We start from the raw sequence: 26283 nt of genomic DNA on the forward strand, positions 1-26283 counted from the left end.
TGAATGTATGCTGCCTTGTCTCGAAATAGGCTCGTAGCGTCGGCTGAATGGTGCTGGACGAAGCATTTTGAGAAACCAGCCACTGACAGCGAAATAGTTTCGTGTTGGAGGGTCCCCAACACCGGAAACATCCAAGGGAATTATGAACGTGCCAAGTTATGAGCCTTTCCGGAGCGTACCGGAATGAGCGCCGCCTTTAAAATTGAACCGGGCCGAACAGGTGCTCCACGAATTGACAGCAGCCGGCTCCCGGATAGCAGCAAGGCCCTTTCGGCCGAAAAGATCGTCTCGTTCGACCTCGTATCGAAGACGTTCGACGGAGGGAGCAGCGAAACGGGTTTCGCAGCTCTGTCCAATGTCAACCTCGATATAGAAAAGGGCTCGACCACCGCCATAATCGGCCGCTCCGGCGCAGGAAAATCGACCCTCATCCGCATGGTGAACGGCCTGGAGAAGCCGAGCCGCGGCCGTGTTCTGGTCGATGGAACCGATGTTGCCACCTTGGACGAAACGCAGTTGCGCACCCTCAGGCGGTCCATCGGCATGATCTTCCAGCATTTCAACCTGCTGGCCTCGCGCACGGTATTCGACAATGTCGCCCTGCCCCTGGAAATCACCGGGCTGCCCAGGCATGAGATCGTAGCGCGGGTCGCGCCGCTGCTAGACCTGGTCGGCCTTGCCGACAAGCGGGACCGCTATCCGTCCGAGATTTCGGGCGGACAGAAGCAACGCGTCGGTATCGCACGCGCGCTGGCGACCAATCCCAAGCTGCTCTTGTCCGACGAGGCAACCTCGGCGCTCGACCCCGAAACCACCCAGGCCGTGCTTGATCTGCTGCGCAGGATCAACCGCGAACTCGGCCTGACCATCCTGCTGATCACGCACGAGATGGAAGTGGTCAAGCGGGTCGCCGACCGGGTCGCGGTCATCGATGCCGGTACCATCGTCGAAAGCGGTGCTACCTATGACGTGTTCAGCGCGCCGCAGCATGCCACCACCAAGGCGCTGCTGTCGGGACTGCCGGGCTATCGCCTGCCACCCGAGATCGCCCAACAACTGAAACCAGCGCCCTCGGCATCCAGTCACGCCGTACTGCGCCTGTCGGCAGCCGCACAATCCGCCGAGAGCGGTCTTTCCGCTTCGCTGTTCAGCCGCCTCGGAGCCGGCCACGCGCTGCTTTCCGGCTTTGTCGACGAGATCGGCGGTCGGCCTCTGGCGAGTTTCATCGTCAAAATTCCCGCGAGCACTGCGCAAACCGAAAAGCTGCAGGCGGAACTGTCTCCGCTTGGCGTCAACCATGAGGTGCTCGGCTATGTCGACTGATATCCTCTGGCTCATCGTCAAGGCGACCGGACAGACTTTGCAGATGGTCGCCATCGCATCGGTCATCGGCACCTTGCTCGGCCTGCCGCTAGGCGTGTTCCTGGCCACCAGCGGTCGTGGCGAACTTTATGCCGCCCCGGGCGCCAACCGTATCCTCGGCGCAGTCGTCAATGCAACGCGCTCGGTGCCATTCATCATTCTGGTTGTGGCGATCATCCCCTTCACGCGGCTCGTCGCCGGCACATCCATCGGCACAAACGCTGCCATCGTGCCGCTGACCATCGCCACCATCCCATTCGTCGCGCGGCTGGTGGAATCAGCCATCCGCGAGGTCGATCCGGGCCTTCTGGAAGCTGCGCGCGCCATGGGCGCAACCCGGCTTCAGATCGTCTGGAAGGTGCTTCTGGCCGAAGCGAAACCCGGCATCACGCTGGCTCTGACGCTGACCGTCGTCAGCCTCATCGGCTATTCGGCGATGGTCGGTGCCGTTGGCGGCGGTGGTTTGGGCGATCTCGGCATCCGCTACGGCTATCAGCGTTTCATGCCCGACGTCATGGCAGCCGTCGTCGTGGTGCTGATCGTTCTTGTGCAGGCAGTGCAGAGCATCGGCGACCGCCTCGCCCGCCATTTCGACAAGCGCGCCCGACCGCGTTGAGACACGCTTTCCCCTAAATCCCAAGGAGACCATCCATGCTCATAAAACTTAGTCTAGCAGCCCTGTCGCTCGGCCTGACGGCAGGGCTCGCATCGGCCGAAACCGTCAAGATCGGCGTTACACCCGGGCCCCATGCCCAGATCATGGAGAAGGTGAAAGAGATCGCCAAGGCCGACGGCCTCGACATCGAGATCCTCGAATTCTCCGACTACGTCGTGCCGAACCAAGCGCTGAACGACGGCGAGTTGAACGCCAACTCGTTCCAGCACAAGCCCTATCTCGACAATCAGGTCGCCGACCGCAAATACGACATCGTCGACGTCGCCTTTACGGTGAACTTCCCGATGGGCGTCTATTCGAAGAAGGTAAAGTCCTTCGCAGAGCTGCCGGAAGGTGCGACCATCGCCATCCCCAACGATCCGACCAATGGCGGCCGCGCGCTGCTCATCCTCGCCGACCAGGGCTTCATCAAGCTCGACGACAGCAAGGGCCTTAAGGTCGGACCGGCCAATGTGACCGAGAACCCCAAGAAGTTCAACTTCGTCGAACTCGACGCAGCCCAGCTTCCACGGTCGCTGGACGATACAGACGCGTCGGTGATCAACACCAACTATGCGCTTGAAGCTGGCCTCGATCCGTCGAAAGACCCTATCCTGAAGGAAGGCGAGAAGGCGCCTTACGTCAATCTGATCGCCGTCCGAACCGCAGACAAGGACGCTCCCTGGGTTGGGCAGTTGGTCAAGGCCTACCATTCGCCCGAAGTCAAAACGTTCGTTCTGGAGCAATTCAAGGGCGCGATCGTCACCGCCTGGTAGGAGCGCCGCCTACCCGTCCGCTCAACTATGCGGCCAGCCATTGGCCGCATAGGTGCCTATCAAACCGCACCTGGCATGGGACCGTCCTCTGATGACATAAGATCGTCTGCCGCGCGGCGTACCGATGCCAGCAACCGTTCGAAGCCGGGTGGCTTCTCCATCTGCGTGCGCATGGTCAGGCCCACCGGCCCCTTGGTGTCGCCGGTGTCGATGGGCAGTGTGGCGAGCGCACCATCCTCGATATCCCTGGCAATGACCCCTTCGGAAATCACCCAGACGGCATCGCTGTCGCGCAGAAAAGCGCGGCCGAAGCCGTCTGACACCGTTTCGATCTCGGTCTGGATCGCCGGCATTCCATTGGCCATGAAAAAGCGGTCGACAAAGGGGCGGATAATCGAGCCTCGCGTCGGCATCAGGACCGGAAACGCGCCGATCCGCTCGAACAGCCCCTCGCCCGCCTCCAGCAGCGGATGCCCGGTGCGCACGGCGAAAACCACTCGCTCCGAATAAAGATGCTCGAAGAAGAATCCCGTCATCTTTTCGGGTGCGGCCAGCCGCCCGACCACGAGGTCGAGTTCGCCAAGTCGCAGCTGGTCGAGCAGCACGGCGTTTTCGCCGGTGACGATCTTGATCCGGCTGCGCGGACCTCCACTGATGAAATGGCGCATCGCCGCCGGCATGATCCGGGCCGAGACCGTGGGCAGAGCACCGACGCGCAAAGGCACTGCCGGAGCGGCATCCGCCGCCGAAATGGCATCGAGCCCTTGCCGAACCGCTGACAGAGCCATGCCGGCATGGCCTAGAAAGGCTTCGCCCTGGGGGGTGATGCGGATACCCCTGCCGTCCCGTTCGAACAAAACTGCGCCCAACAGCTCTTCCAACTCGCGGATGGTCTTCGTTACGGCCGGTTGGCTGATGTTGAGTTGCGAAGCCGCGCGGTTCACGCTCTTCTGCCGCGCCACGGCGAGGAACGTGCGGAGATGACGGAGCTTGATGCGTTGATCGACCATGAAATTGCATAACCCAGAGGTTATCGATGACGCAAAAGAAATGATTTTACGGCCGGCGGAAAACCGGCCACTTTCATGTCGATCGAGGAGGACAGCGTGCAATTTACCAGCATCGGCGGCGTGACGCTGCATTATTCATTTCACGATGCCGGCGTAGGCAGGCCCTTGCTCGTCTTCATCAATTCACTCGGCACCGATTTTCGCATCTGGGATGCTGTCTCACTCCGTTTTGCCGGCGACTATTCCATCCTGCTTTACGACAAGCGCGGACATGGCCTGTCCGACCTAGGTCCAACGCCCTATTCGATCGATGATCACGTCGACGACCTCCGGGGCCTGATCGACCATATCGGCGCAAAGGACATCATCGTCTGCGGATTGTCGGTCGGCGGGTTGATCGCGCAGAAGCTCGCAACACGCCGTCCGCAGCAGATCAAGGCGCTGGTGCTGTGCGACACAGCTCACAAGATCGGCAGCGCCGAAATGTGGAACGGACGGATCGCGGCCATCGAGTCCGGCGGCATGGAACCCCTTGCGGACGGCATTCTGGAGCGCTGGTTTACGCCGGCCTTCCGCGAGACCCGACGCGATGAACTGGCCGGCTGCCGCAATATGCTGATCCGGCAGTCCGCCGCCGGCTATGCCGCGACCTGTGCCGGGATACGCGACGCCGACCAGACCGAACTGGTCAAGTCGCTGGATGTGCCGACGCTGTGCGTGGTCGGCGACCAGGACGGCTCCACCCCGCCCGAACTCGTCAAGTCCATGGCTGACCTGATCCCCGGCGCGCGCTTCGAGATCATCGCCGATGCCGGTCACATCCCCTGCATCGAACAGCCCGAAGCGCTTGTCGCGTTGATCGGCGATTTCCTCAACGCCCACCGCGCAGGAGCGTGACGCCATGAGCGACACCCAGAACCGTTACGACCAGGGCATGGCGACGCGCCGCTCGGTCTTGGGCGACGCCCATGTCGACCGGGCGCAGGCGGCCAAGACGGCCTTTGACGAGCCGTTTCAGGACCTCATCACGGAATCGGCCTGGGGCCATGTCTGGTCTAGGCCCCAATGGACCAAGCGTGAGCGGTCGATGGTAACCATCGCGCTTCTCGCCGCATTGGGTCAGGACGAGGAAGTGGCGATGCATGTGCGTGCCACGCGGAACACGGGCGCCACCCGGGAAGACATTCGCGAGGCGCTTCTCCACGTCGCGATCTATGCGGGCGTCCCCGCCGCCAATCACGCATTCAAGATTGCAAAAAAAGTGTTCGACGAGCTCGATGGCAAGGGAGGCCAAGGATGACCGACGCCAAGACACTCTCCAACCGGCGGCCCGAGACGGGCGCCTTCTTTCAACGCGACCGCGCCATGCATCCGCCGGCATATACGCCGAGCTACAAGACATCGGTGCTGCGCTCGCCGCAAAAGGCGCTGCTGTCGCTCGACAACACCCTCTCTGAGATCACCGGACCAGTCTTCGGTCACAACATTCTCGGCGAACTCGACAACGACATGATCCACAATTTCGCCAAGCCTGGCGAAAGCGCCATCGGCGAGCGGATCATCGTCTATGGTCGCCTGCTCGACGAGCGCGGCAAGGGTGTGCCCGGCGCGCTGATCGAATTCTGGCAGGCCAATGCGGGAGGCCGCTACCGCCACAAGAAGGAAGGCTACATCGCAGCCCTCGATCCGAACTTCGGCGGCTGCGGCCGTGTCGTCACCGACGAAGACGGCAACTACTGGATTCGTACGATCAAGCCTGGGGCCTATCCTTGGCCGAACGGACCGAACGATTGGCGTCCGGCCCATATCCACTTCTCCATCTTCGGCCACGGCTTTGCCCAGCGGCTGATTTCGCAGCTGTATTTCGAGGGTGATCCGATGATCTGGAAATGCCCGATCGTGCGAACCATTCCCGACCGCGCAGCAGTCGAGCGGCTGGTTGCGGCACTCGACATGGAAGCCACGATTCCGATGGACTCCCGCGCCTACAAGTTCGACATCGTGCTGCGCGGACGCCGCTCGTCGATGTTCGAAAACCGGATGGAGGGCAACTGATGGTTCAGAGTCTCGACAGACTGAAGGAAACCGCCTCGCAGACGGCGGGTCCTTACGTCCATATCGGCCTCACGCCGAATTTCTGCGACATCCCCGGCGTCTATCCCGTCGATCTCGGCGACACCATGGTCAACGACAAGACCAGGGGCGAGCGGATCAAGGTCAAGATGCGCGTCATCGATGGCGCCGACACGCCGCTCAAGGACGCGCTGATCGAAATCTGGCAGGCGGATGCCGATGGGCTTCACAATTCGCCGTCGGAGATGCGCGGCGCGGCGGACCCCAACTTCACCGGCTGGGGCCGCAAGCCCACCGATATGACGACGGGCGAATGCGTTTTTGAGACCATCAAGCCGGGCCGCGTGCCGTTCAAGGACGGTCGCAAAATGGCGCCGCATTTGACGGTCTGGATCGTCGCGCGCGGCATCAATATCGGGCTGCACACACGCATGTACTTTTCCGACGAGGAGAAGGCCAATGACGAGGACCCGGTGCTTGCTCGTATAGAGCATCGCCGCCGCGTGCCGACCCTGATTGCCCAGCGCGACGGCGACACCTACACGTTCGACATCCATCTCCAGGGCGAGAAGGAAACCGTGTTCTTCGATATCTGAGATGTCCATCAGCGCATTCGAACATCCGTTTCTGTCGGGCCTCGCTGGCGATAACGAGGTTGCCGCGCTTCTTGGCCCACAGGCCGAAATCGACGCGATGCTGGCGTTCGAGACCGCCCTTGCCGAAGCGGAGGCCGAGTTCGGCGTCATCCCCGAGGCAACCGCGCTGGCAATCGCTGCTACATTGACGGGCTTCACCGCGGATTTCGAGGGGTTGAAGTCCGGCACGGCGCGCGACGGAGTGGTCATTCCCGAATTCGTCAAGCAGATGCGGGCTGCGGTGGGCGCGCCGCATGCCGAGCACTTGCATTTCGGCGCGACCAGCCAGGATGTCATCGACACCGCGCTGATCCTTCGGCTCAAGCGTGTCGTTGCGTTGTTCGAGCAACGCCTCGCCGCTCTGGAAGCAGGCTTTGAGAACCTTTCGAACCGCGCCGGCCAGTCAACACTAATGGGCCACACACGGATGCAGGCGGCGATCCCGATCACGGTGGCCGACCGCATCGAAAGCTGGCGCGCGCCCCTCGCGCGGCACCGCGACCGGCTTTCCCATAGTGCAAAGGATTTGCTGGTCGTCCAGTTCGGCGGCGCGGCCGGCACGCTTGAAAAGCTGGGCACAAAGGGGCCTGCCGTCCGCGCTTCGCTCGCCGCGCGCCTGGGGCTGGGCGATGCGGCGCAATGGCACAGCCAACGCGACCGCATCGCCGATTTCGCAAATCTTCTGGCGCTGGTCACGGGCAGCCTTGGCAAATTCGGACAAGACATCGCTTTGCTCGCACAGATGGGTGTCGAAATCCGCCTGACCGGCGGCGGCGGCTCCTCCGCCATGCCGCACAAGCAGAACCCTGTGCAGGCCGAGCTTCTTGTCACGCTCGCCCGATACAATGCGGTGCAACTGTCAGGCATCCATCAGGCCATGGTGCATGAGCAAGAACGCTCGGGCGCTGCCTGGACGCTGGAATGGTTGATCCTGCCGCAGATGGTTTTGGCGACCGGCGCCGCCACGCTGGCGGGGCTAGACCTGATCCGGTCCATCGCCTCGCTCGGCAACGCTTCTTAAGCTGCAGCGGTCGAGTGGTTGACGAACCATTACGTCCACTGCGGTTCTCCCGAGTCGTCTGCAAAAGGCATTGTTCCGCGTAAAAAATCGTTCGAACCGGCGGAACAAACGCCTTTCGCAGTGCTTAGCTTTGCGTACAGCGAATAAGGACTGAGATCATGTTTCGAACGCTTGTTTTGGCAGCAGCCGGCTACGTTATCTACCGCATCGCAGAGGAGAACAAACTTCTGCCGGCGGAGGGTGGCTTTCTGTCTTCGGGAACTCATAATCCAGCGAGATTGGACGCAATGGCCAACTCAAACCAGAACCTCAACCGCACAAACTCCGAGATGCACGCTCGTACCGAGGAGCCGGAAGATATCGAGGAGCAGTTGGATACAGGGCTGGAGGATTCGTTTCCGGCCAGCGATCCGCTCTCGGTGACCTCTACGACGACGGCTGGCGGCGCGGAGGACATCGTCGGAACCGATGAGGTGTTGCGTCGGCAGCGCGAAGAGCGCGAGAAGTCAAATCGATCTTAAAGGATACGGCGCTCTCGGTTCAGCAAACGGCGCCGTTCATGTCTAATCAAGCCTCCCCCGCCGAATGGCGGAGAAGGCTTTTTCAGTTCAGACCTCGCCGAAACGGCTGCCTTCCTTTGACGGGTCGCGCGTCAACACCCGCTCGTCCTCATCGTCGGGAAGCGCCTCGTCGCTGTCCTGCATAGGATTGTCGTCGTCTTCTTCTTCCCGCGCGGGATCCTGTTTGATATCGCTGGCTTCGGAAAGCTGGTCGAGGGACACTTCTTCATCGGCCAGTGCGTCCCAATCGGCTTGGGCAACGCCGTCCAGCGGCTCGGTGTCTTCCGGCAGTGGCTTGCGGTCAGTCATGTTGGCTCCTTGCGGTTTTCGACTGCTTGCGAAACTGTCGGGCCCGTCAATCGTTCCGCCTGGAACTACGAAGGAAGATCACCTTTGCGGGAAGATCACAGCTCTATTCTGAACCCATTCTTTTCGCGTAGCGCGGTCGCCGTTGCCAAGGATCTGATCGGCGCAACTCTGCTGGTCGACGGTGTCGGCGGCCTCATCGTTGAGACCGAAGCCTATGAGCGTGACGACCCCGCCTCGCACAGCTTCAAAGGCCAAACCACCCGCAACCAGGCGATGTTCGGACCCGCAGCCTGCGCCTATGTTTATCGCTCCTATGGTCTTCATTGGTGTTTCAACATGGTCTGCCTGCCGGGCAGCGCCGTTCTCATTCGCGCTCTGGAGCCGAACGTCGGGATCGAGACGATGGTAGAACGCCGGCGGCTCGAAGAGCCCCGACTTCTTTGCTCGGGACCGGGACGGCTGTGTCAGGCCTTGAGCATAGACAAATCGCTCGACGGTCTGCCGCTGGCGGACATGCCGTTCCAACTCTTGCTGCCGCGGGCACCGGTTCCGGTTGTCAACGGCGCCCGGATAGGAATCAGCCGCGCTGTGGACCTTCCCTGGCGCTTTGGGCTGAAGGGTTCAAAATACCTAAGCAGCGGATTTCGAGACGCGAATCTTGGAAAAACGTCATCCAGAACGACATAAAAGCGCAATATCAAACGTATAGTCCATATTATGGATCTTTAAAAACAGAAAAATCTTTTTCAAAACAGACACATAAAAAAATTTCTTGTGCCTTTCAAAAAAACACTCTGTATTGTGGACTATCCGGGCGACTTGAGAAAGTGGCTCTGGACATCGTTCGATCCGCTCTGGGAGGGGCCGATGCAATGCCGAAAACGGCAGGCATACTGGCGGATCAGAGATGCAGAGACAGGGAGGAGTGCCGGATGAACGCGGCCACGCAGGAATTAAACGAATTTACCGTGCCGGCCGAAACGCTGGAGTCGAAACCCGGCTCCACCTTCATGAAGCCCGTCGAAGCCATCTCGGCTGTACTGCTTCTTGCGATCATCGCGATGTTGCTGACCGGCGTGACGTCTCGCTATATTTTCGGGCGCCCGATCACCTGGATAGACGAAGCCGCCTCCATCGCATTTCTCTGGCTTGCCATGCTCGGCACGGCAATTGCTATTGACCGCAGCGAACATCTGCGCCTCACGCTGTTCCTCGCCATGCTCAGTGACCGCAGGCGTCAATTCTGTGAGACGCTCGGCATGGTGCTGATGGGCACATTCCTCGTCGCCCTAATGCCGGCCGCCTACGAATACGCCATCGAAGAGATGGACATCACCACCTCGGCGCTGAACATCCCCAACGGCTACCGTGTGTCGGCCATCGGCGTAGGCATGTTGCTGATGCTGGGCCTGATCGTCATCCAGCTCCTCAAATCGGCCAAGCTCGCCGATGTCCTGCTCGCCGTGGGCGCCGTCATCGTCATCGGTGCAGGCCTCTGGTTCATGGGGCCTGCGATCAAGTCGCTCGGTAACGCCAACATCCTGATTTTCCTCGTCGGTGGCGCAGCCCTGTGTCTCGCGCTCGGCGTACCGATTGCCTTCTGCTTTGGTATGTCGACGCTGGTGTTCCTGACCTTTACCACGACGATGCCACTCATCGTCGTCATCGGCCGTATGGACGAAGGCATGTCAAGCCTGATCCTGCTGTCGGTGCCGGTCTTCGTCCTGCTCGGCTGCATTCTGGATGCTACTGGCATGGGCAAGGCGATTGTCGACTTCCTCGCCTCGATGCTTGGCCATGTGAAGGCCGGCATGTCCTATGTGCTGCTCGGTTCGCTGTTCCTGGTCTCCGGCATTTCGGGCTCCAAGGTTTCAGACATGGCGACCGTCGCGCCGGCGCTGTTTCCTGAAATGAAGCGCCGCGGCTACAAGCCCAAAGAGATGATTGCCCTTCTGGCCACCGGCGCTGCCATGGCCGATACGGTGCCGCCATCCATCGTGCTGATCGTGCTTGGCTCGGTGGCCGGCGTCTCCATCGCAGCCCTCTTCACCAGCGGCTTCGCCATCGCCATGGTGCTCCTCGTCATGCTGGCGATCCTCGCCCGCATCAAGGCGCGCATCGAAAACGTCGACGGCGTCAAGCGCCCTACGCTCGGCCTCATCGGCAAGGCAGCACTCGTGGCCGCCCCTGCGCTTGTCCTGCCCTTCATCATTCGAAGCGCGGTTGCCAGCGGTGCGGCAACAGCCACCGAAGTCTCGACCATCGCCGTGCTCTATGCCTTCATCATCGGCGTCGTGCTCTATGGCGGCATCAGGCCGGCTAAAATCTACAAGATGTTCGTCGAAACGGCGGCCATGAGCGGCGCCATCCTGCTCATTTTGGGCACGGCCGCGGCCATGGCCTGGGCGCTGACGCAGACCGGCTTCGCTTTCCAGCTCCGCGATATGCTGAGCGGCCTGCCCGGCGGCTGGTTCAGCTTCATGCTGGTGTCCATCGCACTGTTCATGCTGCTGGGCTGCGTGCTCGAAGGTCTTCCCGCCATCGTCCTTTTGGCGCCGATCATGTTCCCCATCGCCCGCGCCATGGGTATCCACGACATCCACTATTCGATGGTGATCGTCACGGCCATGAATATCGGCCTGATGGCGCCGCCCATCGGCGTCGGCTTCTACATCGCCTGCAAGGTCGGCAATGTATCGCCCGACGAAGCCATGGGCGCCATCTGGCCTTACCTTGGCGCCCTTCTCATCGGCCTGCTCGCCATTGCAGCCGTTCCGTGGTTCTCGCTGGCCCTGCTCTAGGGTCGGCCGGACTTAGCCAACCGTTCTACCCGAAATTCAACCTGGAGGAGACTTTAAGACATGAAGATCACACGTCGCACGATGATGATAGGCACAGGCGCCGTCGCCTTGGGCGCTGCGTTTCACACGCGCGCCTATGCCGCCGACTTCACCTACAAATTCGCCAACAACCTGCAGCCCGCGCACCCGCTTAACGTGCGCCTGAAGGAAGCCACCGACAAGATTCTGGAAGAGTCCGGCGGCCGCATGCAGATCAACGTGTTCCCGGCCAGCCAGCTCGGCAACGACACCGAGACGCTGTCGCAGCTTCGCGCCGGCGCAACCGAGTTCTTCTCGTTGTCGCCGCTCATCCTGTCGACGCTGGTCCCGAACGCTGCCATCAGCGGCATCGGCTTCGCTTTCCCGGATTACGATTCGGTCTGGAAGGCGATGGACGGCGAACTGGGCGCCTATGCCCGCGCCGAGATTGAGAAAAAGGGCCTCGTGCCCATGGAAAAGATCTGGGACAATGGCTTCCGCCAGATCACCAGCTCGACCAAGACCATCAACACGCCGGCCGATCTCGAAGGCTTCAAGATCCGTGTCCCGCCGAGCCCGCTGTGGCAGTCGATGTTCACCGCCTTCGGCGCGGCACCGACGACCATCAACTTCTCCGAGGTCTACACCGCGCTTTCGACCGGCGTTGTCGACGGCCAGGAAAACCCGCTCGCCATCGCCTCGACTGCCAAGCTCTACGAAGTGCAGAAGCATTGCGCGATGACCAACCACATGTGGGACGGCTTTTGGTTCCTCGCCAACAAGCGGTCGTGGGAAGCGCTGCCTGAGGACATTCGCGAAATCGTCGCGAAGAACCTCAATGCATCGGCTCTCGATCAGCGCACCGACACCCAGAAGCTGAACGACACCGTTCGCGAAGAGCTGACCAAGAACGGCATGACCTTCACCGATCCGGATAAGGCCGCGTTCCGCGAAAAGCTCAAGGCTGCCGGTTTCTATACCGACTGGAAGGGCAAGTTCGGCGACGAGGCCTGGGGCATTCTCGAAAAGGCCGTCGGCACCAGCCTGACGTAAGAGCGGCTGGGGTTGACGTAAGCGGCACCCTCACCCTGTCCCTCCCCCACAAGGGGGAGGGAACGCTCTCAGCCAGCGGCAGCAAAATGCGCAGGCTGGAATGGCAATGCCGCAAATTTCCCTCCCTCCAAGGGGGGAGGGTCAGGGGGTAACCCCGCCAATATTTTCACTGCCGCGCACCGGTGCGGCGGATACTCTTTTGCATGCCGAGGAAACCGTGCCTGATCGCGTAAAAGGTAAAGTCGCCATCGTCTTCGGCGCCGGATCGTCCGGGCCGGGCTGGGGCAACGGCAAGGCCGCGGCGGTGCTTTATGCCCGCGAGGGTGCCACCGTCGCCTGCATCGACCTCTCGGAAGACGCCGCGCGCGAGACCGCCGATATCATAGAAAACGAAGGCGGCCGCGCCATAGCTATCGCTGCCGATGCGACCAAGCTTGACTCCGTCGAGGCGGCAGTTGCCCAGACGCTATCCGCCTTCGGTTCGATCTCCATTCTGCACAACAATGTCGGCGTCACCCATATGGGCGGACCGACGGAGTTGTCGGAAGCGCAGTTCCAGCTCTCGGTCGACCTCAATCTCGGCTCAGTCTACCGCACTGCCAAGGCGGTGATCCCGCATATGGTGGAAGCGGGCGGCGGCGCCATCGTCAACATTTCCTCGCTCGCAGGCATCCGCTGGACCGGCTATCCCTATTTCGCCTATTGCGCCACCAAGGCTGCGGTGAACCAGGCGACGGTGGCGATTGCCATTCAGTACGCGCCGCAGGGTATCCGCGCCAATTGCGTGGTGCCCGGCTTGATCGACACGCCTCTGATCTACAAGCAGATTTCCTCGCAATACGCGTCGGTCGAAGAGATGGTCGCGGCCCGCAACTCCGCCGTTCCAGGTGGCAAGATGGGCGACGCGTGGGATATCGCGCATGCGGCTCTGTTTCTCGCTTCAGACGAGGCCAAATTCATCAATGGCGTCTGCCTGCCGGTCGACGGCGGCCAGAGCTGCACGGTCATAGGGCCGCGCTGATGACAGCCAAGCCGCCTGTCGCCGACAAGGACACGACCGGCTCCCAGAGCGTCGACCGGGCGCTCAGGCTGCTGTCGCTTGTCGGCCATCAGGCGGAACGAGGCATGCCGCTCAACCAGATCGTCGAGGAAGGCGGCTTCAACAAGCCGACGACCCGCCGTCTGCTTCTGGCACTGATCCGCGCCGGCTTCCTCGAGCAGGACCCGGCAGACCGCCGCTATTATATCGGTCAGGAAGCTTATGTTCTGGGTTCGCTCGCCTCGCCGCGTTTCGGCCTTCTGCAGATGTCGATGGAAAGCCTGATCCGCATCTCACGCAAGACGGAGGATTCAAGCTTCTTGTCGATCCGTCGCGATACGCATTCGATCTGCCTGCATCGCGAGGAAGGCACCTACCCGATCCGCACCCATGCGCTTCAAGCCGGATTCGAGCATCCGCTTGGCGTCGGCGCCGGGTCCCTCGCCATGCTCGCCGCTTTGCCCGATGACGAAATCGAAACGGTCCTGCAGCGCAATTCCCAGGTTCTCGACGAGGAATATAAGCTGTTGACGCCCGAGCAGCTCTGGCGCGACGTCAAGACGACGCGTGCGCGCGGATATTCCTTCAATCCCGGCCTGATCTACGCCAATTCCTGGGGCATGGGAATTGCGCTGAAATTCCCCGACGGACGGCTCGCAGGCGCGCTCAGCATTGCGGCCATCGACAGCCGCATGCAGGAAGCCCGCCAAGCCGACCTTGCCGCCATACTGCGCGAGGAGGCTGCCCGCGTGGAAGCCAAGCTCGCTGACATACACAACACCCAAGACAAACCAGCGGACACGGGCCGACAGCGCGAGCCGATAGCCTTGCGCGCAAACACACCCCTTCGGAACAATACCCCTTTACGGAAAACCACCAGGAGACTTGCGAGATGACGAAAGCACAGATCGTTGGCTGGGCCCATTCCCAGTTCGGCAAGACCGAATACCCCGACACAGAAGCACTGATGGCAGCGGTCGTGGCCCCCGCGCTCGCCCATGCCGGCGTCGAAGCCAGCCAGATCGACGGCATGTTCGTCGGGGTGATGAATGGCGGCTTCTCCAAGCAGGAATTCCAGGCCGCGTTGATCGGCATGGCCGAACCCGACCTCGCCCATGTGCCCTCGGTGCGGCTTGAAAACGCCTGCTCGACCGGCTCGGCGGCGATCTACACCGCCATGGACTTCATCGAATCCGGTCGCGGCCGTATCGCGCTGGTCGTCGGCGCCGAGAAGATGACGGCGGTGCCAACCGCCCAGGTCGGCGACATTCTTCTCGGCGGCAGCTACCGCAAGGAAGAGGCCGATGTCGAAGGCGGCTTCGCCGGCGTGTTCGGCCGCATCGCCCAGCATTACTTCCAGCGTTACGGCGACCGCTCCGAGGAACTGGCCATGATCGCGGCCAAGAACCACGCCAACGGCGTTTCCAACCCTTATGCTCACATGCGCAAGGATTTCGGCTTCGACTTCTGCAACACCGTCTCCGACAAGAACCCGCTGGTCGCGGCCCCTCTCCGCCGCACCGATTGCTCGCTGGTCTCGGACGGTGCCGCAGCGCTTGTCCTGGCCGACGAGGAGACTGCAGCAACGCTGCAGCGCGCCATCGGCTTCCGCGCCCGCAAGCATGTCAACGATGTCTTCGCCCTGTCGCGCCGCGACATGCTGGCCTTTGACGGCCCGCGCCGTGCCTGGCAGGGCGCGCTGGAACAGGCTGGCATGACGCTCGACGATCTGTCCTTCGTCGAGACGCACGACTGCTTCACCATCGCAGAGATGATCGAATATGAAGCGATGGGCCTGGCCAAGCCGGGCGAAGGCTACAAGGTAATCCGCGACGGCATTTCGGCCAAAGGCGGCCGCCTGCCGGTCAACCCCTCGGGCGGCCTGAAGTCCAAGGGTCACCCGATCGGCGCCACAGGCGTATCTATGCATGTCATCGCCGCGATGCAGTTGATGGGCGAAGCCGGCGGCATGCAGATCCCAGACGCCAACGTCGCCGGCGTATTCAACATGGGCGGCGCGGCGGTGGCCAACTACGTCTCGATCATGGAGCGCGTAAAATGAGCGGAGCAGACCCGAAAGGCGGCGTGACGCCGTGCACCACGCGCGTCATGAACCTCTCGCATTTCGTCACCCAGGCAGCGCGTCGTCATGCCGACGGCATAGCCTTCGTCTGGGGCGAAAAGCAGTGGAGCTGGCGCGAGATGGAAGCGCGGGTCAACGCGATGGCCCACGCTCTGGTGCATGAATTCGGCCTCAAGAAGGGCGACCGCGTGCTGGTGCAGTCGGCCAACAGCAACCAGATGTTCGAGTCCATGTTCGCTACCTTTCGGGTCGGCGCAGTGTGGGTTCCGACCAACTTTCGGCAAACGCCCGACGAGGTCGCTTATCTCGCCGAGTCGAGCGGTTCGGTGCTGATGATCTGCCAGGCAAATTTTGCCAGCCATGCCCGCGCCTGCCTGGCAAGCGAGGGCAGCAGCATCAAATCGGTCATTGCCATCGGGGCATCCGACATCGGCGACGATTACGACGCCATTGTCGAACGCAACCTCGGCAAGACACTCACCTCCGAGGCCGTCGATCGCGACGATCCCTGCTGGTACTTCTACACCTCCGGCACCACCGGCCGCCCAAAAGCTGCCGTGCTGACCCACGGCCAGATGGCGTTCGTCATCAACAACCACCATGGCGACCTCTTCCCTGCCACCACGCATGAGGATCGCTCGATTGTCGTGGCGCCGTTGTCGCATGGCGCGGGCGTGCACCAGCTCTGCCAGGTCGCGCACGCCGCCACCACCATCCTGATGCCCTCCGACAAGATGGACGTCGATGCGTTCTGGCGGCTGGTTCAGGAGTGGAAGGTCACCAACCTGTTCACCGTGCCGACCATCGTCAAGATGCTGGTCGAGGATCCTGCGGTAAACCGTTACGATCGCTCGTCTTTGCGCTACGTCATTTATGCTGGCGCGCCGATGTATCGCGCCGACCAGAAGAAGGCGCTGGAAACGCTCGGGCCAATCCTGGTGCAGTATTTCGGCCTCGGCGAAGTCACCGGCGCGATCACCGTGCTGCCGCCCATGCTGCACAGCCTGGACGACGGCCCGGAAGCACGCGTCGGCACCTGCGGCTACGAGCGCACCGGCATGCAGATGCAAATCCAGGACGACAAGGGCAATGAAGTCGCCCAAGGCGAGACCGGCGAAATCTGCGCCATGGGACCGGCGGTCTTCGCCGGTTACTACAACAACCCCGAAGCCAATGCGAAAGCCTTCCGCGACGGCTGGTTCCGCACCGGCGATCTCGGCCATATCGACGAGACCGGCTTCCTCTACATCACCGGCCGCGCCTCGGACATGTACATTTCCGGTGGCTCGAACGTCTATCCGCGTGAGGTCGAGGAAAAGCTCTTGATGCATCCGGCGCTGAACGAGGTGGCTATCCTTGGCGTGCCGGATCCGTTCTGGGGCGAAGTCGGCATTGCCGTCTGCACGCTTCGGCCCGGCTCGCTGACGGATGGCAACGAGTTGCGCGCCTGGCTCGACGGCAAGGTGTCCCGCTACAAACTGCCCAAGAAATTCGTGTTCTGGGACGAAATGCCGAAATCGGCCTACGGCAAGATCGCCAAGAAATTGATCCGCGAGGAACTCGAAAAACGCGGCGACCTCGACGACATGTCCGAAAAACTCAGCGCATAGGCGGAATACACAATGACTGAAAAGCAGAAATCCGCTGTTATCACCGGCGGAGCATCCGGCATCGGCCTGGACATCGCCGTCGTGCTCAAGGAGCGCGGCTGGGCCGTCTTCCTGCTCGACCGCAATGCCGAGATGTTGGCCGAGGCCTGCAAGAAGCTCGGCCTTGACGATAGCCACGCGATCACAGCCAGCGTCACTGACGAAAACGACGTCGACGCAGCCGTAGCACGGGCCGGCGAACGCTACACGCTGGGCGCTGTCGTCAACTCCGCCGGCGTCGGCATGGACAAGCCCGCCGTCGACACCAGCGTCGAGGATTTCCGGCGCATCGTCGACATCAACCTGACAGGCACCTTCATCGTCGCCCGCGCCGCTGCACGCCACTGGATTGCCAGGAACGAGCCCGGCGCTATCGTCAACATCTCGTCCGTGTCCGGCATGATCGGCAACAAGGGCCGCAGCGCCTATGGCTCGTCCAAGGGCGCGGTCAACATGCTGACGCAGATTCTCTCGACGGAACTGGCGCGGAGCAACATCCGGGTCAACGCGGTTGCCCCCGGCGCCGTGGACACGCCTCTGGCGCGTGCCGTGCATACGGAAGACGTCCGCGCGCAATGGCACGAACGCATCCCGCAGGGCCGCTACGGGCACACCCGCGAAATCGCCACCGCCGTCGCTTTCCTGGTGTCGGACGATGCGTCTTATGTCAGCGGCCAGGTGCTGGCCGTCGATGGCGGTTTCGTCAATGCCGGCCTTGCAGACAGGAAAGTATCGTGAGAACTATCGTTCACCCCGGAGAGGCCAGCGAACCGCGCGTGCTGGCCCTACCTTGCACAGTCCGTTCGGTGCGCGTTACCTTCCAGCCGGGCATGCCGGTGCTGGATGCGGTCACGCAGGCATTCGCTCCGCATGGCATCGAAAGTGCTGTGGTGACCATCTCCGGCGGCGCTTTCGACCCGCTGATTTACGTTATGCCCGCCCCTGCCAGTGATGGCATCCACGCCGCATGGTACAGCGAAACTCACTCTCCCGAAGGCCGCGGCGCCATCGAGACGCTGACCTTCACCTATGGCCGCCGCGATGGCGCACCGTTCCTGCATTGCCATGGCATCTGGCACCACGCCGATGGAAGCCGGCACGCCGGGCATTTGATGCCGCACGATGCTCATTTCGCGGAGGTCGTCGACGCGGAGGTGCTTGCCATTTCCGGTGCGGTTCTCGACCAGCTCGATGACGACGAGACCAAGTTCAAGCTGTTCACGCCGGTGCCGCTCGAGGGTACTGCGGCCGAGGGCGGCAAGCGCGGCGTTCTCTGCCGCGTCAAGCCGAATGCCGAAATCAATGCCGCCGTGGAACAGACGGCCAAGGCGGCCGGTTTCGAACGTGCGACGCTTCACGGCATCGGCAGCTTGGTCGGCTGCGATTTTGTCGACGGACAGCATATGGAATCCTTCGCCTCGGAACTGTTCATCCGCAACGGAATGGTCGAGACGGTGAACGGCAAGATGCAATCAAGCATCGACATCGGCATCGTTGACGTTGACGGCGCCATCTTCGAGGGTGAGATCGTGCATGGCCGGAACCCCGTCTGCGTGACGTTCGAACTCCTGATCATCGAGAACTGACGCTAAGACAGCCATCCGCCGGTGAACCCGGCGCGACGCAGGCCACGCACGATGTGCGGGCAACCTCGCATCAGCGTCCACAGGAAGCCGGTGCGGTGGTTTTCGATCATCAGCGGGATCGGTCCCTGGTTGATGCCGACATGCTCGCAGGATGCCCAGCCGATGGGGTCGCCGTCCTCGGCAAGCGTCGGGTTGAAGCTGCAGGTGAAGCCGTAGGGGTTGCCGTCCCTCAGGTCGATCTCATGGAAATGCCGGATCGTCGGCAGCACGATCTCCGGCGCGAAGGGCAGCGACGCCACCGCCGACCAGGGCGACAGCGTGCCGTCGTCGGGGCCATAGGGAGCGCCGCGGGCGCGGTAGCTGTAGAAGCGACGCTCCTTGCCATCGACACGTCGTGTCAGCGGGCCGGGGCCGTCGCTCGCTGTCAGTCCCCAGCAGTTTGCGTCATACTCGCGAAAGCCGCGCGGATTGCGGATGGCATAGTCGCGCTGCACATAGGTCGCCTCGCGGCTGTTCTGAAAATAGTCCGACCCCTTCTTGCGCATATAGGCATCCTGTATCCCGCGCAGGTCGAGCCAGATATGCGCGAACTGATGGATGAAGAGCGGGCCGGCATAGACCATCTCGCGCCCGTAGATCGTCTTCCAGCGGTGGCCCGCCGTCCAGGCGGCATAGGCTTCCGGACCGATCGGGAAGGTCGGCGAGCCGAGCGCCAGCACATAAAGGATAAGTGCTTCGCTATAGCCCTCCCATCTGTAGGGCAGGAACCCCCGCTTCGGCTTCCAGCCGAGCGACAAGGCTGCCCCGCCATTCTGCGCCCATTGCCAATCGACTCGGCGGTACAGCGCATCCGACAGGGCGCGGATTTCCTTTTCTTCAGCGGTGTCGCGGGAAAAATACGCGCCGACCGTCAGGATACCGGCCATCAGAAGTGCGGTGTCGATGGTCGACAGTTCGCATTTCCAGGCGCGGCGACCGGTCTCCATATCGAGGAAATGATAGTAGAAACCGCGATGCCCAGTGGCATGCGGCGCTTCGCTCTGCTCGCTGTTGGAAAAGAAGCGAAGGGCCGCCAGCGTGCGCTGGCAAGCGTCGGCGCGTTGCATCAATCCACGCTCGACGCCCACCGTATAGGCCGACAGCGCAAAGCCGGTCGCCGCGATGCTTGCCGGCGACCCTTCGCGGGTACGGTCGCGCACCAAGCCGTTTTCGTGCCGTTCCTCGTGGAGGAAATATTCGAACGTCCGCCGCTGGAGAGAGTCGAGAAGCTCTGCGTCGGTCGGAATGTCTACGATCGTATCCATGCACTGCCCAGGTGGGTCACTCAAAACCGACCTGACATATACGCCGATTCTCGCGTCGCCGATCACCGCGCGCGAAAAGTTGACAACGGTAAACTTGGGTGTGGAAGAACCGTATTTATCTTAAATTGTATTTTGAAAGGGAAACTCGGCACAAAAAACGTGATGCTGTGTCACGGTGCTGGGGTGATGGACCTTTGCACTCTCCTCCATGTCACGGAATGGATTCCATGGTCGTGCTCGGCTTTGCCTCGCTTGCCATAGAATGACGAAGGTAGAGAGGTCCCCGCCGACTCCAACGTTGGTGACATACCCTTCCGCGTCTTCGTCATTCCCGCGGTGGAGCCGAGCGCAGCGAGGCGGAAACCCGGGAATCCATTCCGTGACCAATGAGATGGCCACGAAAGCAGAACTAGCCACGGCCTTCCCACACGGGAATGATAAGACGTGATACATTGCTCCGCTGCCACGTGTTCCCTCAAATATGCAGCGCGTGTCCCAATGCGCCCAAAGCGGCTTCCTGGAACGCTTCGCCGCGCGTCGGGTGGGCGTGGATCGTTCCGGCGATGTCTTCCAGCACGGCACCCATTTCCAGCGCCAGCGCGAAGGCCGAGGACAGTTCGGCGACGCCCATGCCGACCGCCTGGATGCCGAGCACAAGATGATTGTCGGCGCGCGCGACGACGCGAACGAAGCCCGCCTCGTCATCCTGGCTCATGGCACGGCCATTGGCGAGGAATGGGAAATTGCCGATGACAATTTCCAATCCCTGCGCCTTGGCTTGGTTCGGCAAAAGCCCGACGGAGACGATCTCTGGGTCGGTGAAGCACACGGCGGCAATGGCTGTCTTGTCGAAGCTGCGCTTTTCACCGGCGATGATCTCGGCAACCATCTCGCCCTGCGCCATGGCGCGGTGCGCCAGCATCGGCTCGCCGGTGACGTCGCCCACAGCCCAGACATTGCGCATGGAGGTGGCGCATTGGTCGTCGATGGCGATGAATCGGCCTTGCATGGTGAGGTCGAGCTTTTCCAGCCCGAAACCCTGTGTGCGCGGCATGCGGCCTACCGCTACCAGCACCTTGTCGGCAGCAATCGTCAGTTTGTCGACCGAACCGCTCTGCCGCACCACCAGCGCACGTTGGTCGTCGGAAAGCGCATGAGCGGTGGTCGCGGTCAGCACCTCGACGCCGAGCTGCTTGAGCCGCTTGGCAACCGGCGCGGTGAGTTCGGGGTCCCACACCGGCAGGATGCGGTCGGCGGCTTCGACAACCGTGACCTTGGAGCCGAGCTTGGCATAGGCCATGCCGAGTTCGAGCCCGATATAGCCGGCCCCGACAACGACGAGGGTGGCGGGAACCGCATCGAGCGCAAGCGCTTCCGTAGAGGAGATCACCGGCCCGCCGAACGGCAGCGCAGGCACTTCCACAGGCGCCGAGCCCGTCGCCAAGACGATATGTTCGGCATGAATGCGCTTGTCGCCGTCAGCCATCCGCACCACGCAGCTCTTGCCGTCGATGAGCTCCGCTTTACCCGCGATGGCCTTGACCTTGTGCTTGCGCAGCAGGCCGGCCACGCCATTCGTCAGCCTTCCGACGATGCCATCCTTCCAGCCGATGGTCTTGCCGAAATCGAGGGTAGGCGATGCCACTGAGAGCCCGAAGGGCGAAGCACCTTTTTCCTGTGCCTTGGCGTGGTGGAAGGCCTCCGCCGCATGGATCAACGCCTTGGACGGAATGCAGCCGACATTGAGGCAGGTGCCGCCGAGCTTTGCCTCCTCCACCACGATGGTGGGCAGGCCGAGCTGGCCCGCGCGGATGGCTGTGACATAGCCGCCCGGTCCGCCGCCGATCACCAGCACCTTTGTCGAAATTTCTTCCATGTCAGGCCTCGATGAACAAAGTTGCGGGCAGCTCAAGCCGCTCCTTGATGGCTCGGATGAAGCTTGCCGCGTCATGCCCGTCGACCACGCGGTGATCGAAGGAGGACGACAGGTTCATCATCTTGCGCGGCACGAACCGATCGTCCTGCCAGACCGGCCGGATCGCCATCTTGTTGATGCCGACAATCGCCACTTCCGGCCGGTTGATCACCGGCGTGGACACGATACCGCCAAGGTCGCCGAGGCTGCTGATGGTGATCGTCGAACCGGACAGTTCGTCGCGCTTGGCGGTGCCGTCTCGTGCGGCTTCCGCAAGGCGACGGATTTCCTGAGCCGTCTGCCAAAGGTCGAGTGTTTCGGCATGCTTCAGAACCGGCACCATCAGACCGTTCGGCGTCTGGGCGGCGATACCGACATGAGCGGCCGCATAGCGCGAGACCACTTCGGCATCGTCGTCATACAGCGCGTTCATCTGCGGGAAGTCGCGCAGCGCCTGTGTCAGCGCCCGGACGATGAAGGGTAGCACGGTCAGCTTCGGCCGGTCTGGATGACGCTTGTTGAGATGCGCGCGCAATTCTTCGAGAGCCGTCATGTCGACTTCCTCAACATAGGCGAAATGCGCGATCTTGCGGGTGGATTCCGCCATCTTCTCGGCGATGCGGCGGCGCAGGCCGACGATCTTGATCTGCTCGACGCCTTCACGCCTCGGCGTTCGCGAACTGGCGGCCGGGACGGCACCCGAGGCCATGAAGGCATCGAGATCCTGATGCGTGACGCGGCCTGCCGGACCGGTGCCGCGTATCTGGCGCAGATCGACACCGGCGTCGCGCGCCCTGCCCCGGACGGCGGGCGACGCAACCGGCTTTGCCTGTGCTTCGAGAGGCGTGCCGCGAACGGGCTCCGCCGGAGGACGAGAAACCTTCTCAGGTATGGGTGCTTTGGGCTTTTCCACGACAGGCGCCGACTTTTCGGCGGGCTTTTCCACCGATGCTGCGGCAGGTTCCGCTTTCGGCGCGTCCTCAACGGGCACCGTTTCGGCCTCAAGCCTACTGCCCGCGGCTTCCGTTTCGATGGCAACCAGCTTGGAGCCGACGGCCATAACGGAGCCGACCTCCCCGCCAAGCTCGATCACGGTGCCGGCGACCGGAGACGGGATTTCCACCGTCGCCTTGTCGGTCATGACGGCCGCCAGAAGATCGTCCTCCCCAATTTCCTGTCCGGGCTGGACGTGCCATTCGACAACCTCGGCTTCCGCCACGCCTTCACCGATATCGGGCAGCTTGATGATGCGGATCGCCATGTCAGCCCTCCATCGCCTGCTTGAGTGCGCGGCCGACCCTGTCGGGGCCGGGGAAATAGTTCCACTCCTGCGCATGCGGGTAAGGCGTATCCCAGCCCGTCACCCGAAGCACCGGCGCTTCGAGATGGTAGAAGCAACGTTCCTGCACCTGCGCGGCCAGTTCGGCGCCGAAGCCCGAGGTGCGCGTCGCCTCATGCACCACCACGCAGCGTCCGGTCTTGGAGACCGACGCCACGATCGTCTCGACATCGAGCGGCACCAGCGTGCGCAGATCGATCACCTCGGCGTCGATGCCGGTCTCCTCAGCGGCCGTTAGCGCGACATGGACCATGGTGCCATAGGCGAGCACGGTCAGCGCGGAGCCCTCGCGGCGAACCGCTGCCTTGCCGATCGGCACGGTGTAATGGCCGTCGGGTGTTTCGCCCAGATCGTGTTTGGACCATGGCACCACCGGCTGGTCGTGATGGCCGTTGAACGGACCGTTGTAGAGCCGCTTTGGCTCCAGGAAGATGATAGGGTCGTCGTCTTCGATGGCCGAGATGAGAAGGCCCTTGGCGTCATAGGGGTTGGAGGGGATAACCGTCTTCAGTCCCGCGACATGGGTAAACAGCGCCTCGGGGCTCTGGCTGTGGGTCTGGCCGCCGAAAATGCCGCCGCCGCAAGGCATGCGAATGACGAGCGGCGCGGTGAAATCGCCCGCTGAACGATGGCGCAGACGCGCTGCTTCCGAGACGATCTGGTCATAACCGGGATAGACATAGTCGGCGAACTGGATTTCGGCCACCGGGCGCAGTCCATAGGCGCCCATGCCGATGGCGACGCCGACAATGCCGGTTTCGGAAATCGGCGTGTCGAAGCAGCGGTGGGTGCCGTATTTCTTCTGCAGGCCCTCGGTGCAGCGGAACACACCGCCGAAAAAGCCGACATCCTCCCCGAACACGACGACCTTCTCGTCGCGGTCCATCGACACGTCGATGGCGTCACGGATGGCCTCGATCATGGTACGCCGGGTCATGGTCTAGAGCCTTTCACCATTGGTTCGGAACTTGATCGACCTGCAGCGCTCATCGGCTCCATCTTTTGCTGGAGCATGATCTTTGCCGAAAACCGGTTCCCACTTTTCGGGATCATGCTCAGTACCCCATCTGCTGGCGCTGTTCGCGCAGGTGCGGCGGCATCTCTTTGTAAACATCCTCGAACATTTCCGCGGGGCTGGTCTTGGCGCCCTCCTGCAACGTGCCGTAGCTGCGCGCTTCCTTGGCGGCGGCGGACACTTCTTCCTCCAACTCTGCCTTGGCCTGGACGTGGCGTTCCTCGCTCCATTCGCCAAGCTTGGTCAGGTGCAACTTCAACCGCTCCACCGGGTCGCCCAGAGGCCAGGCCTTCTGGTCGTCCTTGGGCCGGTATTTGGACGGATCGTCGGAGGTCGAGTGCGGCGCGACGCGATAGGTCACCCATTCGATCAGCGTCGGACCGAGATTGCGACGCGCCCGCTCGACAGCCCAGGACGATGCCGCGAGCACAGCCAGATAATCGTTGCCGTCGACGCGCAGCGAGGGAATGCCGTAGCCATGCGCACGGGCTGCGAAAGTGGTGTTCTCGCCGCCGGCCATGGCCTGGTTGGTGGAGATCGCCCACTGGTTGTTGACGACGTTGAGCACCACCGGCGGCCGGTAGACCGAAGCGAAGACCAGGGCGGCGTGAAAATCGCTTTCGGCGGTCGAGCCGTCGCCGATCCAGGCAGCGGCGATGCGGCTGTCGTTGCGGATGGCGGACGCCATGGCCCAGCCGACGGCCTGGACATATTGCGTGCCGAGATTGCCGGAGATCGAGAAGAACCCCGCATCCTTGACCGAATACATGACCGGAAGCTGCCGGCCCTTCAGCCGGTCCTTTTCATTGGACAGGATCTGGCACATCATGTCGACCAGTGGCCAATCCTGCGCGATCAGCAGACCCTGCTGGCGGTAGGTGGGGAAGTTCATATCGCCCTTTTCGAGCGACGCCTGGAAGCCGCAGGCAATGGCTTCCTCGCCGGTACACTGCATGTAGAAGGACGTCTGGCCCTGCCGCTGCATCTTCATCATGCGCGCATCATAGGCGCGCGTCTTGAGCATGGCGCGGAGGCCCTTGCGCAGTCTGTCTGGGTCGACGGAAGACGCCCACGGACCCACGGCATTGCCATCGTCGTCCTGGACGCGGATCAGCTTGTAGGCGAGATCGTGGATGTCCATCGGGTCGACATCCACCGGCGGGCGCCTCACCTCGCCGGGCGCCGAAAACCGCAGATGGGTGTAGTCGCCCTTCTGGCCCGGGCGTACCGGCGGTTCCGGCACATGCAGCGACAGGCGGGGCTTCTCATCCATGCGTCTCTCCTCCTCGTGTCCCATCAGCAGGGCCGCAGGTTGCCAGGCAAACGGTTCGTAGAGGGCGATTGGACATGTCCGCGCGCCCAAGCGCAAGCCCCGATGCGTCGGCTGCGGTCTGGGCGGTCTTCAATCGAGACATCGGGTTCGGCATGCTGGTCTCCTCCAAACAGATTTTATTCCGATACTGAAAGGAAAACCTGCTTTTCATCCGGTCTTCATTGCAGATAAGAAGATGGATCATCCGCTTTTTCGGAGATTTGACGAAATGTCTTCCATGACTGTCCGGCGGCGCCGCGATGGCGACCTCGATTCCGTCGACCGCAGAATCCTAAGCGTGCTGCGGGACGACGGCCGGCTGACCATCAACGATCTGGCCGAACGCGTCGGCCTGTCGCCGTCGCCCTGCTGGAGCCGGGTCAGGCGGCTGGAGGCAAGCGGGGTGATCGAGCGTTACGCGGCATTGATCGATCATGCCGCGCTGGGACTGCGCGACATTGTTTTTGTCGAGATCATGCTGGAAAAACACGACGAAAAGGTCCTGGACCGCTTCAGTGAAGCGCTGCAGCGCATCCCGGAGGTCATCGAGGCCAATCTGGTGAGCGGCGAATATGATTACTTGGTCAAAGTCGCGGTGGCCGATACCGCCGACTACGAGCGCTTCCTGCGCGAACGGCTCTATAAGCTGGAAGGCATCCGGCACACCCGCTCGACCTTTTCCATCCGCGCCATCAAGCGCACGACATCGGTCGATCCGCTGCAGGTGGGGTGATCTTCACCATCCTCACAGTGTCGCATAACCGTAAT

26 protein-coding genes are annotated in these 26283 nt (G+C 62.2%); 19 read left to right on the forward strand and 7 right to left on the reverse strand.

Annotated features, from left to right (window positions below):
- The first annotated feature begins 282 nt into the window (after nucleotides 1-282).
- The 3 genes from ICI42_RS12575 to ICI42_RS12585 are packed head-to-tail and all read left to right on the forward strand — an operon-like array spanning nucleotide 283 to nucleotide 2793.
- On the forward strand, nucleotides 283-1323 hold the full coding sequence (locus ICI42_RS12575) for a methionine ABC transporter ATP-binding protein (protein WP_330999166.1): 1041 nt from the start codon (nucleotides 283-285) through the stop codon (nucleotides 1321-1323).
- Nucleotides 1313-1978: a methionine ABC transporter permease gene (locus tag ICI42_RS12580; RefSeq protein WP_188164910.1), complete on the forward strand. Its 666-nt coding sequence runs from the start codon at nucleotides 1313-1315 to the stop codon at nucleotides 1976-1978. Before ICI42_RS12575 ends, ICI42_RS12580 begins: the two co-directional genes overlap by 11 nt.
- Nucleotides 1979-2013: 35 nt before the next feature.
- Nucleotides 2014-2793: a MetQ/NlpA family ABC transporter substrate-binding protein gene (locus ICI42_RS12585; protein WP_188164911.1), complete on the forward strand. Its 780-nt coding sequence runs from the start codon at nucleotides 2014-2016 to the stop codon at nucleotides 2791-2793.
- Nucleotides 2794-2852: 59 nt separating this feature from the next.
- On the opposite strand, the gene pcaQ is transcribed toward ICI42_RS12585, so the two are convergent.
- Nucleotides 2853-3803: a pca operon transcription factor PcaQ gene (pcaQ, locus tag ICI42_RS12590; RefSeq protein ID WP_188164912.1), complete on the reverse strand. Its 951-nt coding sequence runs from the start codon at nucleotides 3801-3803 to the stop codon at nucleotides 2853-2855.
- 96 nt (nucleotides 3804-3899) lie between these two features.
- Between pcaQ and pcaD the strand changes: the two genes are divergently transcribed.
- The 6 genes from pcaD (at nucleotide 3900) to ICI42_RS12620 (ending at nucleotide 8053) form a co-directional block, all read left to right on the forward strand.
- Entirely contained in the window at nucleotides 3900-4700 is an 801-nt protein-coding gene (gene pcaD, locus ICI42_RS12595) for a 3-oxoadipate enol-lactonase (RefSeq protein ID WP_188164913.1), read from the forward strand.
- Between the two features lie 4 nt (nucleotides 4701-4704).
- Entirely contained in the window at nucleotides 4705-5103 is a 399-nt protein-coding gene (gene pcaC, locus ICI42_RS12600; protein WP_188164914.1) for a 4-carboxymuconolactone decarboxylase, read from the forward strand.
- Nucleotides 5100-5858, forward strand: a complete 759-nt coding sequence (gene pcaH, locus ICI42_RS12605) for a protocatechuate 3,4-dioxygenase subunit beta (RefSeq protein WP_188164915.1) — start codon at nucleotides 5100-5102, stop codon at nucleotides 5856-5858. Before pcaC ends, pcaH begins: the two co-directional genes overlap by 4 nt.
- A complete protein-coding gene (gene pcaG, locus ICI42_RS12610) occupies nucleotides 5858-6472 on the forward strand; it encodes a protocatechuate 3,4-dioxygenase subunit alpha (protein WP_188164916.1) in 615 nt (204 codons plus the stop codon). Before pcaH ends, pcaG begins: the two co-directional genes overlap by 1 nt.
- A 1-nt stretch (nucleotide 6473) precedes the next feature.
- A complete protein-coding gene (locus ICI42_RS12615) occupies nucleotides 6474-7532 on the forward strand; it encodes a 3-carboxy-cis,cis-muconate cycloisomerase (protein WP_188164917.1) in 1059 nt (352 codons plus the stop codon).
- A 158-nt stretch (nucleotides 7533-7690) separates the two neighbouring features.
- Nucleotides 7691-8053 carry a hypothetical protein gene (locus ICI42_RS12620; protein ID WP_188164918.1) on the forward strand — a complete coding sequence of 121 codons (363 nt, stop codon included), beginning with the start codon at nucleotides 7691-7693 and terminating at the stop codon, nucleotides 8051-8053.
- 87 nt (nucleotides 8054-8140) lie between these two features.
- Here the strand turns inward: ICI42_RS12620 and ICI42_RS12625 are convergent, their stop codons facing one another.
- Nucleotides 8141-8401 carry a hypothetical protein gene (locus ICI42_RS12625; protein ID WP_188164919.1) on the reverse strand — a complete coding sequence of 87 codons (261 nt, stop codon included), beginning with the start codon at nucleotides 8399-8401 and terminating at the stop codon, nucleotides 8141-8143.
- 84 nt (nucleotides 8402-8485) lie between these two features.
- On the opposite strand from ICI42_RS12625, the gene ICI42_RS12630 reads away from it, so the two are divergent.
- From ICI42_RS12630 to ICI42_RS12670, 9 genes are all read left to right on the forward strand, one after another.
- Nucleotides 8486-9088 (forward strand): DNA-3-methyladenine glycosylase, encoded by a 603-nt coding sequence (locus ICI42_RS12630; protein ID WP_210317168.1) that lies wholly within the window; start codon nucleotides 8486-8488, stop codon nucleotides 9086-9088.
- 245 nt (nucleotides 9089-9333) lie between these two features.
- On the forward strand, nucleotides 9334-11202 hold the full coding sequence (locus ICI42_RS12635; protein ID WP_188164920.1) for a TRAP transporter large permease: 1869 nt from the start codon (nucleotides 9334-9336) through the stop codon (nucleotides 11200-11202).
- Between the two features lie 60 nt (nucleotides 11203-11262).
- A complete protein-coding gene (locus tag ICI42_RS12640) occupies nucleotides 11263-12273 on the forward strand; it encodes a TRAP transporter substrate-binding protein (protein WP_188164921.1) in 1011 nt (336 codons plus the stop codon).
- A gap of 217 nt (nucleotides 12274-12490) precedes the next feature.
- A complete protein-coding gene (locus tag ICI42_RS12645) occupies nucleotides 12491-13294 on the forward strand; it encodes an SDR family NAD(P)-dependent oxidoreductase (RefSeq protein ID WP_188164922.1) in 804 nt (267 codons plus the stop codon).
- The gene (locus ICI42_RS12650) at nucleotides 13294-14208 is read left to right on the forward strand and encodes an IclR family transcriptional regulator (protein WP_188164923.1); all 915 of its coding nucleotides are present in this window, start codon (nucleotides 13294-13296) and stop codon (nucleotides 14206-14208) included. The genes ICI42_RS12645 and ICI42_RS12650 overlap by 1 nt, the downstream gene beginning before the upstream one ends.
- On the forward strand, nucleotides 14205-15374 hold the full coding sequence (locus ICI42_RS12655) for an acetyl-CoA acetyltransferase (protein ID WP_188164924.1): 1170 nt from the start codon (nucleotides 14205-14207) through the stop codon (nucleotides 15372-15374). The genes ICI42_RS12650 and ICI42_RS12655 overlap by 4 nt, the downstream gene beginning before the upstream one ends.
- On the forward strand, nucleotides 15371-17005 hold the full coding sequence (locus ICI42_RS12660) for an acyl-CoA synthetase (protein WP_188164925.1): 1635 nt from the start codon (nucleotides 15371-15373) through the stop codon (nucleotides 17003-17005). The genes ICI42_RS12655 and ICI42_RS12660 overlap by 4 nt, the downstream gene beginning before the upstream one ends.
- A 12-nt stretch (nucleotides 17006-17017) precedes the next feature.
- The gene (locus ICI42_RS12665; RefSeq protein ID WP_188164926.1) at nucleotides 17018-17782 is read left to right on the forward strand and encodes an SDR family NAD(P)-dependent oxidoreductase; all 765 of its coding nucleotides are present in this window, start codon (nucleotides 17018-17020) and stop codon (nucleotides 17780-17782) included.
- On the forward strand, nucleotides 17779-18630 hold the full coding sequence (locus ICI42_RS12670) for a PCC domain-containing protein (RefSeq protein ID WP_330999157.1): 852 nt from the start codon (nucleotides 17779-17781) through the stop codon (nucleotides 18628-18630). Before ICI42_RS12665 ends, ICI42_RS12670 begins: the two co-directional genes overlap by 4 nt.
- 2 nt (nucleotides 18631-18632) lie before the next feature.
- On the opposite strand, the gene ICI42_RS12675 is transcribed toward ICI42_RS12670, so the two are convergent.
- From ICI42_RS12675 to ICI42_RS12695, 5 genes are all read right to left on the reverse strand, one after another.
- Nucleotides 18633-19934: a glucoamylase family protein gene (locus ICI42_RS12675; protein WP_188164927.1), complete on the reverse strand. Its 1302-nt coding sequence runs from the start codon at nucleotides 19932-19934 to the stop codon at nucleotides 18633-18635.
- 475 nt (nucleotides 19935-20409) lie between these two features.
- A complete protein-coding gene (lpdA, locus tag ICI42_RS12680) occupies nucleotides 20410-21810 on the reverse strand; it encodes a dihydrolipoyl dehydrogenase (RefSeq protein WP_188164928.1) in 1401 nt (466 codons plus the stop codon).
- 1 nt (nucleotide 21811) lies between these two features.
- Entirely contained in the window at nucleotides 21812-23110 is a 1299-nt protein-coding gene (locus ICI42_RS12685; RefSeq protein WP_188164929.1) for a dihydrolipoamide acetyltransferase family protein, read from the reverse strand.
- A 1-nt stretch (nucleotide 23111) separates the two neighbouring features.
- On the reverse strand, nucleotides 23112-24125 hold the full coding sequence (locus ICI42_RS12690) for an alpha-ketoacid dehydrogenase subunit beta (RefSeq protein WP_188164930.1): 1014 nt from the start codon (nucleotides 24123-24125) through the stop codon (nucleotides 23112-23114).
- Nucleotides 24126-24243: 118 nt separating this feature from the next.
- A complete protein-coding gene (locus ICI42_RS12695; protein WP_188164931.1) occupies nucleotides 24244-25476 on the reverse strand; it encodes a 3-methyl-2-oxobutanoate dehydrogenase (2-methylpropanoyl-transferring) subunit alpha in 1233 nt (410 codons plus the stop codon).
- Nucleotides 25477-25744: 268 nt separating this feature from the next.
- Here ICI42_RS12695 and ICI42_RS12700 point away from each other — a divergent pair, with 268 nt between their 5' ends.
- Nucleotides 25745-26248: an Lrp/AsnC family transcriptional regulator gene (locus ICI42_RS12700; RefSeq protein WP_230980303.1), complete on the forward strand. Its 504-nt coding sequence runs from the start codon at nucleotides 25745-25747 to the stop codon at nucleotides 26246-26248.
- Nucleotides 26249-26283 lie beyond the last annotated feature (35 nt).

This window comes from Oryzicola mucosus, from assembly GCF_014534685.1.
Classification (GTDB): domain Bacteria; phylum Pseudomonadota; class Alphaproteobacteria; order Rhizobiales; family Rhizobiaceae; genus Oryzicola; species Oryzicola mucosus.